General features: G+C 44.5%; 12 protein-coding genes. 5 read left to right on the top strand and 7 right to left on the bottom strand.

Annotated features, from left to right (window positions below):
• Nucleotides 1-2 precede the first annotated feature (2 nt).
• Nucleotides 3-821: an MOSC domain-containing protein gene (locus tag U0035_RS18630; RefSeq protein ID WP_114791531.1), complete on the bottom strand. Its 819-nt coding sequence runs from the start codon at nucleotides 819-821 to the stop codon at nucleotides 3-5.
• 61 nt (nucleotides 822-882) lie between these two features.
• On the opposite strand from U0035_RS18630, the gene mobA reads away from it, so the two are divergent.
• A complete protein-coding gene (mobA, locus tag U0035_RS18625; protein WP_162817913.1) occupies nucleotides 883-1,488 on the top strand; it encodes a molybdenum cofactor guanylyltransferase in 606 nt (201 codons plus the stop codon).
• Between the two features lie 54 nt (nucleotides 1,489-1,542).
• On the opposite strand, the gene U0035_RS18620 is transcribed toward mobA, so the two are convergent.
• The 6 genes from U0035_RS18620 to nirB are packed head-to-tail and all read right to left on the bottom strand — an operon-like array spanning nucleotide 1,543 to nucleotide 11,392.
• A complete protein-coding gene (locus U0035_RS18620) occupies nucleotides 1,543-3,027 on the bottom strand; it encodes a rubredoxin (RefSeq protein WP_114791533.1) in 1,485 nt (494 codons plus the stop codon).
• Nucleotides 3,027-6,617: a nitrate reductase gene (locus U0035_RS18615; RefSeq protein WP_114791534.1), complete on the bottom strand. Its 3,591-nt coding sequence runs from the start codon at nucleotides 6,615-6,617 to the stop codon at nucleotides 3,027-3,029. The genes U0035_RS18620 and U0035_RS18615 overlap by 1 nt, the downstream gene beginning before the upstream one ends.
• Before the next feature lie 57 nt (nucleotides 6,618-6,674).
• Nucleotides 6,675-7,973 (bottom strand): NarK family nitrate/nitrite MFS transporter, encoded by a 1,299-nt coding sequence (locus U0035_RS18610; RefSeq protein ID WP_114791535.1) that lies wholly within the window; start codon nucleotides 7,971-7,973, stop codon nucleotides 6,675-6,677.
• A gap of 49 nt (nucleotides 7,974-8,022) precedes the next feature.
• Nucleotides 8,023-8,430, bottom strand: a complete 408-nt coding sequence (locus U0035_RS18605) for a hypothetical protein (protein WP_114791536.1) — start codon at nucleotides 8,428-8,430, stop codon at nucleotides 8,023-8,025.
• Nucleotides 8,431-8,441: 11 nt separating this feature from the next.
• A complete protein-coding gene (nirD, locus tag U0035_RS18600; RefSeq protein WP_114791537.1) occupies nucleotides 8,442-8,840 on the bottom strand; it encodes a nitrite reductase small subunit NirD in 399 nt (132 codons plus the stop codon).
• 56 nt (nucleotides 8,841-8,896) lie between these two features.
• Nucleotides 8,897-11,392, bottom strand: a complete 2,496-nt coding sequence (gene nirB / locus U0035_RS18595) for a nitrite reductase large subunit NirB (protein ID WP_114791538.1) — start codon at nucleotides 11,390-11,392, stop codon at nucleotides 8,897-8,899.
• 195 nt (nucleotides 11,393-11,587) lie between these two features.
• Between nirB and cobA the strand changes: the two genes are divergently transcribed.
• The 4 genes from cobA (at nucleotide 11,588) to U0035_RS18575 (ending at nucleotide 14,177) form a co-directional block, all read left to right on the top strand.
• On the top strand, nucleotides 11,588-12,352 hold the full coding sequence (gene cobA, locus U0035_RS18590) for a uroporphyrinogen-III C-methyltransferase (protein ID WP_114791539.1): 765 nt from the start codon (nucleotides 11,588-11,590) through the stop codon (nucleotides 12,350-12,352).
• A 79-nt stretch (nucleotides 12,353-12,431) separates the two neighbouring features.
• Nucleotides 12,432-13,061, top strand: a complete 630-nt coding sequence (locus U0035_RS18585) for a Crp/Fnr family transcriptional regulator (RefSeq protein WP_162817914.1) — start codon at nucleotides 12,432-12,434, stop codon at nucleotides 13,059-13,061.
• A gap of 108 nt (nucleotides 13,062-13,169) precedes the next feature.
• On the top strand, nucleotides 13,170-13,661 hold the full coding sequence (locus U0035_RS18580) for a BON domain-containing protein (RefSeq protein WP_114791759.1): 492 nt from the start codon (nucleotides 13,170-13,172) through the stop codon (nucleotides 13,659-13,661).
• 96 nt (nucleotides 13,662-13,757) lie between these two features.
• The gene (locus U0035_RS18575) at nucleotides 13,758-14,177 is read left to right on the top strand and encodes an SH3 domain-containing protein (RefSeq protein WP_114791541.1); all 420 of its coding nucleotides are present in this window, start codon (nucleotides 13,758-13,760) and stop codon (nucleotides 14,175-14,177) included.
• Nucleotides 14,178-14,339 lie beyond the last annotated feature (162 nt).

The following is a 14,339-nucleotide window of genomic DNA, read 5'->3' as shown; positions in this document are numbered from 1 at the left end:
GGTTACAATAAATAAGGCTGTCGCTGCATTACTTTCAGTTCATCTCCTATTCTTAAGACTCCTTCACCCTTGTATAAAATATTCTGTCCAAAATAAAGTTTGTTATTGAGCTGCCTGTATTTATTCAGCGTCCGCAAAGGCTCCTTTCCTTTAACACCGGTCTCCTGGTCGATAGTGGTCACCACACATCTTGCGCATGGCTTTACCGCCGAAAAGCTGATATCGTTTATCACCACTTCTTTCATGGTATCTTCCTCAAAAGCCGCTCCACCGGTAAAAACGATATTGGGCCGGAAACGGTTCATGGGCAGCCATTGATCCAGTCTGTTATTCAAATCATTCAAAGATGCCTGGCCAATCAACAGCAATGGGAATCCATCAGAAAACGCCGTTATCTCTCCGTCATGGGCATACACGGGGTCGACTACCCTTCTTATGGTATCCGGCATATACACCAACCGGCAATTTAAATCCAGTTTTTTTGAGAACCAGTCATTAACCCTTTCTTCGGCAACTACGCCTTCACTTTCGTCTTTAAATAGCTCTATTCTCACCCTATCGCCGTTGGCAGGAATCAAATCCAGCCCTAATACGTCGGCGCTATGCCCTTTTTCAAAAATGATCAATTGGCTGCCGCATATAACAGTATGCAGCAATGCCATCCTGCTCACTTCCCTCTGGGAAATAAAGCGATTATTATCATCGACCAATATCCATCTCCGGTCATGCTCCAGTCCCCGGTCGGATAACTTTACCTGGTCAAGCAGAATACCTCCCAGGGATTTAACAGGATATACATACAAGTGACTTATTGATAGCATACTATGAAAGTACACTTTTCTCGTCTACAGATAAGCTTTGTTTAAAAGAATGACTAATTTTATGACACATCATTTTTTAAGCAATATGACGGGAATTATACTTTGCGGAGGCCTGAGCTCCCGGATGGGCAGCGATAAGGGGCTACTACGAACGGATGTCGCCAACTGGGCCACTGATGCCGCCCGGAAATTACAAGACCTCGGCATACCTGTGAAAGCGTCTATCAACACTTTACAGGAAAACAGTTATGCTCATAGCCTGCCGGGTGTTGAATTAATAACCGATAATACCGTCCTTCCTGTAAAAGGACCACTACTCGGGCTTCTAAGTGCGCACATCGCCAATCCCACAGAAGACCTGTTTATACTGGCCTGCGATATGCCCCTGATGGAAACATTTTTACTCAAAGAACTGTATACCCTGTATCAAAAACAGGATGCTGAGGTTTTTTTATATACCAATGAAGGCGAGGCAGAACCGCTGTGCGCAATATATACTGCTGCCGCGCTTCATCAAATAATGACCATGCTGCGCGAAGGACAACTAAAGAAGTTCAGCATGAAATTCACATTGGATCATCTGCGGCTTGCCACTTTACCTCTTAAAGAGGAGCAAAAAAAATACTTCCGTAACTTCAACGCACATGCCGACCTGAATGGGCTGTAGATCCGGGATCATGGTTCATAGTTCATGGATCATCGCTACATCTATGGGGACCATTCACAGCTCACCTACAAACTCCAATGAAATCCGCTTAAAATCCTTTTTTGGTGCTTCGCAGGTAGGACAGCAATAAGTATCCGGCAATTGCCGGAATGCAATACCAGCTACCACTCCCTGGTCCGGATCTCCATATATACTATCATAAACACTTAAACAATGTGTACATTGATAAGGCCATTCTCCCGGCTCTTTTACAGGCTTAACGGTAGCCGGAACCGGTTGGGGTGGCGCTACCCGCTGCTCTGTCTTCCTCTTATAATACCATAAAACCGCGTTCTGCAACTCAGACGCCAGGTGCCAGCGGGTAATATTGCTAATAAATACCGTTTCCGTGCGCTCATTAGGATTAAAATCTTTGGAGCATAAAATATCGTACACATAAAAGAACCCTTTACCCAGCACTTTTACCAGCGGTTTTCGCTTAATGAGAATACTGCTGAATATCTCACTCCCCTTACGCGTTTTGATTCCTATACAAATACCAAAAGTGCGGGCATCCATTGCATTCAGCTTACGCACCAGCCATGTCTTTAATCGTTTAGCGCCATAATCATTATCCTCCACCTGGAAATTCAGCTCATTGGCGGCATGACGCATGTTGATCTCATGTTGATCCAACAGGCTGCTCCACCAATGCTTATCCTTTTCGTCAATCCCTTTTATAATGATCGATTTCCAGGGTGTTGAACAAAGCTGCCCCAGCTTGGTACTTAAGCACAGCTGACAGAGTTCCTTTAAAAATGATACCGCAAACATTTCGTTTCTCCTATACACACCCAGCCAGTACTTATTATTATGACGGTTAAATCCTTCGTAATAAGGAAGATTGAAAGCAGGCAATACCATACGTTCATTTGCGGTTCGCGTTATGTAGGTACCCTTTTTAACAACATCAAACAGCGCTCCTCCATCAGCAGAGGGGTTATGAACAAATGCCGCAGTATCATTATAAATAATGTTTTCAATATCACGCGAGATCCGGGCAACATCATTGGTATATACCATTTCGTTCCACTCAAATACACTATTGGTTTTTGGAAAGCGAATGAAAAGATGCCAGAAGTGGGGATTACGCGGGGAAGCTACCCAATTGATATTACCCGTAAGTAAAGGTGTAAAACTCTGATTGCTGTCTGAGATATTGATCTTTAACCTGGGCCGGTAGTCTAACTCGTCCAATATATCTTTATACACCCCTTCGCTCAACCAGCTATTGTTAATAAAAACCTCTTCAGCGGGGTAAGAACTTACTATATTAGGATGCTCATCCCTATCAACTTCGTAAGCAATATCTAAAAGTCCCAATCCTTCCGCCAGCTTACCGACCAGGTTTTCTTCCACATCGATCAGCAGCTGTTGTCTCAAACCAAATCCCACCTGCTTCACAGCCGCCTGTGAGACTACATTCAAAATATCCAGCAGCTCACCGGGAGATATAATTCCTCCCTTACAATTGATCTTTATGGTATGATAGCCTTTCATTAAGCGCTTATTTGTTGAATCTTCTTACTGTCTGCAGGCACCAGGTCCAACGTCCTTTCAAGGATCGCTTTTACTTCCGGCCGGCAACTGCCACATCCCATGCCTGCGCCACTCAGCTGGCACAATTGTAAATGATCGGTACAGCCTTCCTTAATTTTGTTCACCAGGTTACCTTCACCTACATTATTACAACTGCATACCAGTTTACCAATAACCGGCTCGGCCCCTTTACCGGAACGAAGCAGCTGAAGTCGCTTTTCACTCAACTCTATCCGATTCTCAATCAAACTCCGGTACTCCAGGAACTCATTCTTATCTCCAATTAAGATAGCCCCGATCAAACGATCATTATGAATAATACACTTTTTATAATACCGCTTTGCTTTATCAATAAACACCACTTCTTCATAAGCAGGATCATCCGGGCACTCTACCTCTCCTAAAGAGCAAAGATCTGTTCCGTGAATTTTCAGGATATTCATCAGCAAAGAGCCCTGGTAAAACTGCGCAATATCACCATTCATATACCTGGCTACTATTTCTGCCTGCTGCTCTGCAGCTGCGGTGATGCCATATAATGCACCTTTGAATTCCGCAATCTCCCCTATCGCAAAAACAGATGGGTCACTGGTTTGCAAATAATCATTCACCACCACTCCGCGTTTACATTGCAAGTTGCTTTCCCGGGCTATCTCTATATTAGGCGTAGTACCAATAGCTATTACCACAGTAGTGCAATGGATCGTCAAACCACTTTTAAGCTTAAGTCCTGTAATAGCTGTCATACCCAGGAATCGCTCAATTTCATCATTATAATAAACCTCCACGCCTTTATCTGCTAACTCCTCATGCAGTAGCTGGCTGCCCAATGGATCTAACTGCCGGTTCATTAAACGGGAAGTACGTTGAATTACCGTTGATGCTACATTAATTTCTCTTAAAGATGTGGCCAACTCTATCCCCAGCAGTCCACCACCTACAATCACCACTCTTCCCGGAGTCTCTTTGGTATGTTCTAAAAAGCGATCCGCATCGTAACGGTTACGCATCGTGAAAATGCCTTTCATATCCGGCACATCACGCAACATGGCAGAGCGGCTACCGGTTGCCAGGACCAATATATCATAAGCATGCACCCTTCCATCGCTATCGGTAACTGTTTTATTTTCCCGGTCAATGGATATTATACTGACACCCCGATGCAATTTTACCTGGTAAGCATACTCTTCAGCATCGGTCATTTTAACCAGGTTATCCCACTGTAAGGTCCCGGTTATATAGTCCGGCAATAGCACCCGGTTATAAAAAGGAAAAGCCTCTTTACTAAATACTTCTATTTCATCTTCGGTATTTATATTCCGGTAAGATTTTACAAAACCGCAGGCTGCCGCCCCGGCACCTACGACAATTATTTTTTGTTGGGGCTTTTTGAAAGGACTGACCTCAACGGCTGTAAATTTAAAATCCGGCTCTTTACTCTTCGGATCGAGCAGGTTATTGGTAACATTATTAGCCCGGTTCAAATCGCTGTTCAACACCTTCCCCCAATGCATAGGCAGGAAAACAACCCCTTTCTTAATATCCCCCGAAAGTTTCGCTTTCACCTGCACTTCACCACGCCGGCTTTTAATAACGACCAGCGCATTTTCCCGGATACCTCTCTGCAAGGCATCATCAGGATGTATTTCCAGGAAGGCAGCTGATATATGCTGTTTCAGCTTATTTACCTTCCCCGTCTTGCTCATGGTATGCCACTGATCCCGGATGCGGCCTGTAGTAAGGATTAGCGGAAAATCAGCACTTAGCGCCTCCGATTTATTTACATCCTCAAAAGAGTGAATGATCGCTTTTTTACTGGTGGTATAAAACTGACGGTCAGCAAACAATCTTTTCGTTCCCAGGGAAGCTTCATCATCATTCTGTGCTTTTGCATGAACATCTGTGTAAGGCCATTGCACCGTTAGTTTCTCTTTCAGGATGCTGTAATTCAGCGCACTCATGTCTATATTAGTACCCCTGGTCAATGCGGCATGCTCTGCAAAGATCTCCGCAGCGTTACTATAATCAAAACCGGCAAAGCCCATTTTTTGGGCAAAACGGCAAATAATTTCAGCATCAGGCAAGGCTTCACCTGGTGCTGCTGTGATTTTATTCAGGTAGCTCACCCTGCGTTCGGCATTGGTCATCGTGCCCTCTTTTTCAGTCCATGCAGCTGCCGGAAAAATAACGTCAGCATACTGCAGGGTCTCCGGCTTATTGCTCACCTCCTGCACCACTACAAATTTTGCTTTCTTTAACGCTGCTTCAGCCCGTCTTACATCAGGCAAACTGATCAACGGATTGGTACATAGTATCCATATAGCTTTCAGCCTCCCGTCCTCCAGGGCTTCAAACATTTCGGTAGCCGTAAGACCCGGCTTTGCAGGGATCCGGCCTTTAGGCACCCCCCAAAATGCCTCTACTTCGGCTCTATGCTGTTCATTCGTTAAATCGCGGTGCGCCGGCAATAGGTTAGACAACCCGCCAACCTCCCTGCCTCCCATAGCATTGGGTTGACCGGTAAGAGACAAGGGACCCGAACCCGGTTTCCCGATATGACCAGTAATCAGGTTTAAATTGATCAGCGAAAGGTTTTTATTAACCCCCACAACGCTCTGGTTCAGCCCCATGGTCCACATGGTGATAAAACCTCTTGCATTACCGATATAGGAAGCCGCCTCCCATATCAGCGCCTCTTCAACGCCGCAGATAGCAGCGGCCTCTGCGACCGTTCTTTCAAAAACAATATCGCGGTATTTTTCAAATCCCTCGGTATGCTGTTTAACAAAATCTGAATTGATATCGCCATTTTCGATCAATGCCCTGCCAATGGCATGATGCAGCGTAATATCCGTTCCAGGGTTCAGCTGGAGGTGCACATTGGCCGCGGAGCAGGTTTGTGTTTTACGGGGATCACTTACAATAATTTTAAGCTGTGGATTTTTTTCACGGGCAGCTTCAACCCTGCGCCATAGTATCGGATGGCACCATGCAGGGTTGGCTCCCGCCACAAAAATAACATCGGCTATCTCCAGGTCATCATAGCTCACGGGTACGCTGTCCTCGCCCAAACTCATTTTGTACCCTACCACGGCACTGCTCATGCATAACCTGGAATTGGTATCTATATTGTTACTGCCAATAAACCCTTTGATGAGCTTATTGACTACATAGTATTCCTCCGTGAGGCACTGCCCCGAAGCATAGAAGGCAACTGAATCCGGACCATATTTTTCTATAAAGGTTTTAAAGACGGCTGCAGTACGTTCGAGGGCCGCATCCCAAGAAACCCGCCGCCGGGGCTGGTTACGTGCATAGCGCATTTCAGGGTAAAGCAACCGGTCGCTGGTATCATTTACCGTATAATGCAGGTTCATACCCTTACTGCATAACATTCCCTTATTTACGGAGTGATTTTCGTTTCCCTTTACGATTACCCGTCCCAGCTTATCCTTGGCCACTTCTATTCCACAGCCCACACCACAATAACAACAGGTAGTTGTGATACCCTTGCTATTTTCACCGGGAGAATGAATGGTAAGGTTGCTCATTACGTTTATCAGTTTAAATGCAGCAATCGTCAGAGGTCAGGCAGGTTCTATGCGGTATCAGGCTACCGGTTCCAATACAGTTACCGGCTCAGCAGCAGGCTTCACTTTTGCGAAGCGGGTCAGCAAAACAATAAAGGCTACCAGCACTACTATAATACCAATATACCTAAAGGCCTGGCTATAGGTGATGGAAGGACTTTTAAACAAAAAGCCAAAGAGCATGCCGCCTAAATTTCCGCCGGCCCCTACTACACCACTTACAAGTCCCACATTTTTTTCATTGATAAAAGGGGTGATCGCATAAGTGGCGCCATTGGCCATTTTAAGAAACAAGGCAAAAGACAGCATGGATATGATCGCCAAAGGCAGTGATCCTGCCCGGGCAAATAGTATCAACCCAATGCCCTCCAGTAATAATACGCCCGCCAGCAATATACCCTTGCCACGCATGCCATAAGATTTACCAATCCTGTCTGCAAATATACCGCCCAGTGCCCGTGCAAATAAGTTCATTAATCCAAATACACCAGCCCAGAAACCTGCAGAACGTTGATCCAGTTGATACTCCTGCACAAAATGCAGCGCTGCTATATTATCGAAGGTGATCTCCATTCCAAAGCACATAGCATAAGCCAATGTCAAAGCCCAGATCCGCCAGTCTTTTAATACACTATAGTCTGTCTTTCCTTTTTCTTTAACCCTTTCAATTTCGTCGAAATTTCCGGCAGGTGTGTCTTTGGTATATTTAAAATAAAGAAAGGCGGCAATTAACATCATCAGGCCAGGAAAGATCATAGCCTGGCGCCAGGCTTCATTACCGGTGTAGCCGGCGCCTACAATAGCCGCAAATATCAACGGCATTACAATATTAGTAACTCCACCGCCGAGGTTACCCCAACCACCTGCAACAGCATTAGCCGTTCCCTTAATGCTGGGCGCAAACATCATGGACGTATGAAACTGTGTGATCACAAAGGAAGCTCCGATAACGCTTATAGCCAGGCGAAATAAAAGGAAGCTGGTATAACTTTCGGCCAAGCCCACACACATTACCGGTATGGCGCCAATCAGCAGTAATGCAGTGTACGTTTTTCTCGGACCCCAGGTATCACATAAGCGGCCTATCAATAAACGGGCAACTATGGTTCCCGAAACAGAAGCGATCACAATATTGCCAATTTGCGATTTATCGAGTTGCAAATTTTCTTTAATCGTAGGCATTAAAGGCGCCAGCCCAAACCATCCGAAAAAGCAAACAAAAAAGGTAAACCAGGTAATATGAAAAGTACGCATCTGTATTCCCTTAAAAGAAAACACGTTCAACTTATTGAGGGGTTTTGTATTAACTGAGCTCATAATCAATCGGTTTATTAATTAAATAGAATAGAGTTAAGAGGTTTTTATTTCAGAAGCGGTAACCTGCCCCTATACCAACATGCCATCGGCCGTCCGCTGCAGTTGTTTTAGCATTATAATACACGGGAACCTGCAACGCCAGGTGCTTATAAGCAAAACTTACCCCTGCACCCAAATTGGGCGTAACCGGCGAATTCTTTTTTGCACCCGCGGCCACCTTATCTTCTTTAATGCGGAACGAGGGTAACATTCCCAGCGTTATAACATAAGGTTTGCTGGCAAATTTAATACAAGGTCCTCCGAAGTTGACAAATGCACCTTTATCAACATAGCCGGCGATTACCATACCATCCCATACTGCCAATACCGGCCTGGCGGAAGGATTTTGCGACCAGCCAGCGTTAAAAAGACTAAGTGTTAATGTTAATGTTGTTAGTGGTTTCAGTAATTTTCTCATCTGCTTGGGGTTTAGATATTAGGAGAAACTGTTTCCTGCCGATGTGCATGCACCATTGCCTGTTGATCCATATCCTTTACATCGATATAAACCTCTCCGCCTTTAACCCGCACATCGTATACCTTGATACTGCTACAAGCCTCATCATTAAGGCAGTGCCCGTCTTTTAAGGAAAAGGTTTTTTTATGAAAAGGACAAGCCACTTTGGGTTCACCCTGCTGGGAGCCTAACATACCACGGCTCAATGCCATTTGCTGTTTGTGAGGACAGAGGTTTTGAGAAGCGTACCACTCGTTACGGTGCGTGAAATAATACAGTGCTATCTGATGCTCGCCATATTTTACACATACACCACCATTATGTGGCATATCCTGCACACTACATACGTGAAACCAATTTTGATTGGACATAGATAATAGTTTTGAGATAGTTGTTAGATGATTAAAGAAGTCGTGCTCCGGAGCGCTTACCAGGTGGCAGCTTTTTTCTGATCCCGCATCGCTTCAAATTGTACGGTAGGATCCTTTTCTTTGGGGGCGTTTATGAAATGAGTAAACTGACTTCTGAGCTCTGGTGTTTCCACCACGTTCTTCCATTCGCATTGATAGGCGTCTACCAATAGCTGCATCTCCCTTTCAAGCTCGGCGCCTATTCCAAGACTATCATGCACCACTACATTACGCAGGTAGTCGATACCACCATCCATTTTGTTCAGCCAGGTGGCGGTACGGGTCAGCGGGTCAGCGGTTTTAATATAAAACATCAGGAAACGGTCGATGTATTGAATACAGGTTTCAGAATCAAGGTCGGTTGCCAATAGTAAAGCATGTTGCGGTTTGGAGCCACCATTTCCGCATACATACAGGTTCCAGCCTTTCTCTGTAGCAATGATACCAAAGTCTTTTGACTGCGCCTCTGCGCACTCCCTTATACAACCGGATACGGCCGACTTTAATTTATGAGGAGAACGAAGTCCGCGATAACGTTCTTCAATGCGTATAGCATAACTCACGCTATCATGCAAACCAAACCGACACCAGGTACTGCCCACACAGCTCTTAACGGTACGCAGTGATTTCCCGTAAGCATGTCCGCTTTCAAAGCCCGCTTCAATCAGCTCTTCCCAGATGGAAGGCAGATCATTTAAATGGGCACCGAACATATCAATACGTTGGCCACCGGTTATTTTGGTGTATAGATTGTATTTCTTTGCTACCTGGGCAATCACCAATAGTTTATCGGGGGTTATTTCTCCACCGGGAATACGCGGTACAACCGAATAGGTCCCTCCTTTTTGAATATTCGCCAGGAAACGATCATTGGTATCCTGAGACGTAGCGCTCTCTTTTTTAACGATCAGCTCATTCCATAAGCTGGCTAATATAGAGCTTATCGCCGGGCGGCAGGTCTCACAGCCATCACCCTCACCCAAAGTATCCAGCACCTCATCAAAACTATGCAGGTCTCTCAATTTAACCAGGTCGTATAATTCCTGCCTGGAATAACCGAAATGCTCGCAAAGTACATTACGCACCAACTTGCCCTGCTGCTTCATGGTGTGTACCATAATGTCCTTCACCATTGGTGCGCAACCTCCGCAACCGGTAGCAGCTTTCGTACACTTTTTGATGGCATCAACGGTTTCACACCCCTGTTCAGTAACCGCATTGCATATATCTGATTTGGTTACGCCTTCACAGCTGCAGATCAGAGCATCATCGGGCAAAGCCACAACGCCGGCTCCCGCATCTGCGCTTCCTTCTTTTGCTTTGATGATCAGGTCCATCGGATCGGGAGGCAGGGCCATTTTGTTTTTACAGATCTGCAATAACATATTATAAGCTTCCGCATCTCCTACCAGAACACCACCTAATAACTCTTTGCCATCATTCGAGAAGTTGATCCTTTTATAAATACCGCGGTGATTATCCCGGAATACAATAGTTCTGGCTTCGTCGCCTGAGATAAAAGGATCACCAAAGCTGGCCACATCAATACCGATCAGCTTAAGTTTGGTGCTCATATCAAATCCCGGGAATTGTTTGGCAGCACCGGCCAGTTGCGTAGCCACTACATCCGCCATTTCATATCCGGGAGCTACCAGTCCATAGATCATCGAGTTATGTAAAGCGCATTCTCCTATGGCAAAAATGTGCTCATCATTGGTAATCATATGATCATTTACTACAATACCACCCCTGGGACCAACAGTCAGTCCACAGGCGCGGGCCAGCTCATCTCTGGGCTTTATACCTGCAGATATTACCAGCATATCGGTACTTAAAATAGTACCATCTGTAAAGATCATTCCCTTGATGGTTTCATTGCCCAGGATCGCTGCTGTATTTTTCCCCGTATGGGTGGTGATATCCAGCTCTTTCAACTTCTGGATCAATATTTCGGAGCCTGCTTCGTCAATCTGCCTGGGCATCAGGCGGGGTGCGAACTCTATGACATGCGTATCTTTAATACCCAGATCGAGGCAGGCTTTTGCCGCTTCAAGGCCTAACAGTCCGCCGCCAATCACTACCGCCGTTTTTGCGGTAGCCGCATGGCGCCAGATCATATTCAAATCCTCTATTGTACGGTACACAAATACGCCGTGCTTATCTACTCCCGGGATGGGCGGTACAAATGCAGCAGAGCCGGTAGCAAATACCAGGTAATCGTATGCAATACTAAGCCCCTCAAACGATGTCACGTTTTTTTTCAAACGATCTACTTCCTGAACCGGGTCACCCAACCTCAGGTCTATCCCGTTTTCTTCATACCATTTAACCGGCTGAAGTGTCAGATCCTCCACCGTTTTCCCGGCGAAGTAAGAGCTGAGATGTACGCGGTCGTAAGCAGCGAGGGTTTCCTCACCAAAAACAGTTAGTTGTAAATCCGGAATCCCTTTAGAGAGCAGTTTTTCGCAGAATTTCTGGCCTACCATACCATTACCAATAACAACAACTTTCATAAATGTCGTTTTGTGATTTAAGAAAAATGGCAGGCAATATTTATATTAACATTTAAACTATATAAACTATTTTCAAGAAATCAGTTCAAAAAAGAATAAATAATTAATAATTTTATATATCAAATATAATACAATAACAATAATATTTTGTACTTTTAATAAAATAATATTACATATATTTATTTATAATACATTATGAGCAAACTAATTTTAATCGGCGCAGGTCCGGGAGATCCGGATCTGATCACCGTAAAAGCAATAAAGAAACTGCGTGAGGCTGATGTAATACTATATGATGCCCTGGCCAATGATGAACTGCTATCTTACAGTAACCCCCGCTGTGTAAGGCAGTTTGTGGGCAAAAGATTTGGTTGCCACGCTTTAAGCCAGTCAGAGATCAATAACCTTATATTAGAATATGCACAAAAATGTGAATGTGTTGTAAGATTGAAAGGAGGCGACCCTTTTGTATTCGGACGCGCCTGGGAAGAGATAGAAACCGCACAAGGTGCAGGAATTGAGATTGAAGTAGTACCCGGCATCTCCAGCGCCCTGGCCGTGCCTGCATCACAAATGATACCGCTAACAGCCAGGGGCACCAACGAAAGCTTTTGGGTGGTTACCGGCACCACCAGAAACGGAGACCTTTCGTCAGATATTCAATTAGCAGCCCAATCAAGCGCTACCGTTATTATATTAATGGCCATGAGCAAGCTGGAGCAAATTACAGAGCTCTTCGCCCTACACGGGAAAGGCGAGACTCCGGCTGCTATTATACAAAACGGTACCTTGCCCCATCAAAAGATGATAACAGGACAAGTAAAAGACATCTATTTCAGATCACAACATGCAGGACTGGAAAACCCCGCTATTATTATTATCGGTGAAGTGGTAAACCTGGCTACCGAATTATCCGTTCAGAAACAGGTACACCAGTTCTTACACCACGCGCATAAATAAAGAAGATGATATATCTTTATTGATTATGCGTATAAAAAAAACCGTTGAGACACAATATTCTTTTCTACATCAATATTGTATGAAGGAGTGGTGGCCGGCGCTCGACACCCATACACAGGTACATCACTATAAAAAAGGAGAAATTATTTTTACGGAAGGCGCCCCGGTAAGTGGTATTTACTTTATGCTGAACGGTGTTGTTAAAGTGCATAAATTATGGGACCAGGAAAAAGAGCTGATTCTTAGGTTTGCCCATAACCAGGACATACTCGGACACCGCGGATTAAGCAGCTCCACTAACCAATACCCTATTACAGCTACCGCCCTCACACCTGTAACACTGATATATATTACCCTTGATTTTTTTGAAGCTACTTTCAAAACCAATCACCTTTTTGCTTACCAGTTTATGATGTTCATGGCTGATGAGCTGATGCATTCTGAAATAAGGATGCGTAACCTGGCTCATATGACAGTGAGGGCCAGATTAGCCAATGCATTGCTGGCCCTGGAAAACAAATTCGGGATCAACGAAAAAGGATTTATCGCCTTTGTCGCCAGCCGGCAGGATATAGCCGCTTATGTGGGCACCGCTTATGAAACAGTATATAAGACCATAAATGAATTTATCGAATCAGGCTTTATTAAGACAGATGCCAAAGCGATTGCTTTAACGGACAAAGAAGCCTTAAAGAATGCCGTGTGTTAATATTACAATAATAATAAAAATATTAGCCCTGGTGGCTGAAAACTGGCATCGATTTCGATTATATTCGCTTAGCATTTTTTTTTAATAACTACTAAAATCTCAATGAAAATGAAAAGAATTCTGGCCATTATTGCCATTGTTGCATTCTCGTTTGCCCTGCCCTCCTGCAAAGGCAAAAGCGACGCCGATCTTAAAACTGCTGCTGAAGCCGCCATCAGCGCAAATCCTGATTTAACAGGCGCAATGGTAGAAGTAAAAGATGGCGTAGCAACGATCTCTGGTGAATTGAAAGATCCGGCGGCCCAGGCTGCTGCAGAATCTGCCGTTAAAGGCGTTGAAGGAATTAAAAGTGTGCAAAATCAAACTTCAGTTGCACCTCCACCACCTCCTCCTGCCCCGGTAGTTATCACAGCTGACGATTCTTTAAAAACTGCTATCACCGATGCTATCAAAGACCATCCTACCGTACAGGCATCTGTAACTGACGGAGTGGTTACGCTAACAGGCGAAATTGCGAAAAACGACTTGAAAACTTTGATGCAAAAAGTTCAGTCCACTAAGCCTAAAAAAGTTGAAAGCAAAAGCTTAACTGTAAAATAAGTAGATTGCTGATGGAGATGTTACAGGAATACACCTATGCAACATTATCCGCTACTTGTTTATTGAATCACAATCCTAACAAATCAAAAAAATATTATGGCACTTCAGGACAAATACCAGGCATTAATTGACGCTGCCAATGCAGCAGGTGTAAGCAACCTAGCTGTCAGAGAGCAGGATGGCGTACTATATATTGACGGCGATGCTCCAAGCGGAGCAGCTAAAGACCAGCTTTGGGACGTTTATAACCAGATCGACCCTAATTATGCAAGCGGAGATTTAATACTAAATGTGAATGCCAGGGCAGAAGCCGGCAGCCAGGCCCGTGTTATTACACAGGAGTCGAACCTGAATATCAGGAAAGGACCCGGCACCGATCAGCCTATTGTTGGCAAAGCCGCTAAAGATGAAATCATCACTTTAGTAAGTAAAGCCAACGATCTTTGGTGGTCGGTTCGCACTAAGGACGGAGAAGAGGGATATGCGTATGCTCAATACCTTGAACCGCTGGCATAAATAATAAAACTTATAGTTATAGCCCCACAACTAAATGTGGGGCTTTTCTTTTTAACAACGGTATAAAGACAATTAATAATCATGCGTAAAGATCTATTTTAGAAAGTATAAAACATTACTAGATGGACCCATTTAATATTTCTAAAAAAATAGCCCCTCTTT

The sequence above is a fragment of the Niabella yanshanensis genome, from assembly GCF_034424215.1.
Classification (GTDB): domain Bacteria; phylum Bacteroidota; class Bacteroidia; order Chitinophagales; family Chitinophagaceae; genus Niabella; species Niabella yanshanensis.
The sequence above is the reverse complement of the archived record's forward strand: the minus strand, read 5'-3'. Positions and strand labels throughout refer to the sequence as shown.

Coding starts and splice junctions, on each gene's coding strand:
- U0035_RS18630 (WP_114791531.1), bottom strand. CDS start 821: ATGCTATCAATAAGTCACTTGTATGTATATCCTGTTAAATCCCTGGGA.
- mobA (WP_162817913.1), top strand. CDS start 883: ATGACACATCATTTTTTAAGCAATATGACGGGAATTATACTTTGCGGA.
- U0035_RS18620 (WP_114791533.1), bottom strand. CDS start 3,027: ATGAAAGGCTATCATACCATAAAGATCAATTGTAAGGGAGGAATTATA.
- U0035_RS18615 (WP_114791534.1), bottom strand. CDS start 6,617: ATGAGCAACCTTACCATTCATTCTCCCGGTGAAAATAGCAAGGGTATC.
- U0035_RS18610 (WP_114791535.1), bottom strand. CDS start 7,973: ATGAGCTCAGTTAATACAAAACCCCTCAATAAGTTGAACGTGTTTTCT.
- U0035_RS18605 (WP_114791536.1), bottom strand. CDS start 8,430: ATGAGAAAATTACTGAAACCACTAACAACATTAACATTAACACTTAGT.
- nirD (WP_114791537.1), bottom strand. CDS start 8,840: ATGTCCAATCAAAATTGGTTTCACGTATGTAGTGTGCAGGATATGCCA.
- nirB (WP_114791538.1), bottom strand. CDS start 11,392: ATGAAAGTTGTTGTTATTGGTAATGGTATGGTAGGCCAGAAATTCTGC.
- cobA (WP_114791539.1), top strand. CDS start 11,588: ATGAGCAAACTAATTTTAATCGGCGCAGGTCCGGGAGATCCGGATCTG.
- U0035_RS18585 (WP_162817914.1), top strand. CDS start 12,432: ATGAAGGAGTGGTGGCCGGCGCTCGACACCCATACACAGGTACATCAC.
- U0035_RS18580 (WP_114791759.1), top strand. CDS start 13,170: ATGAAAAGAATTCTGGCCATTATTGCCATTGTTGCATTCTCGTTTGCC.
- U0035_RS18575 (WP_114791541.1), top strand. CDS start 13,758: ATGGCACTTCAGGACAAATACCAGGCATTAATTGACGCTGCCAATGCA.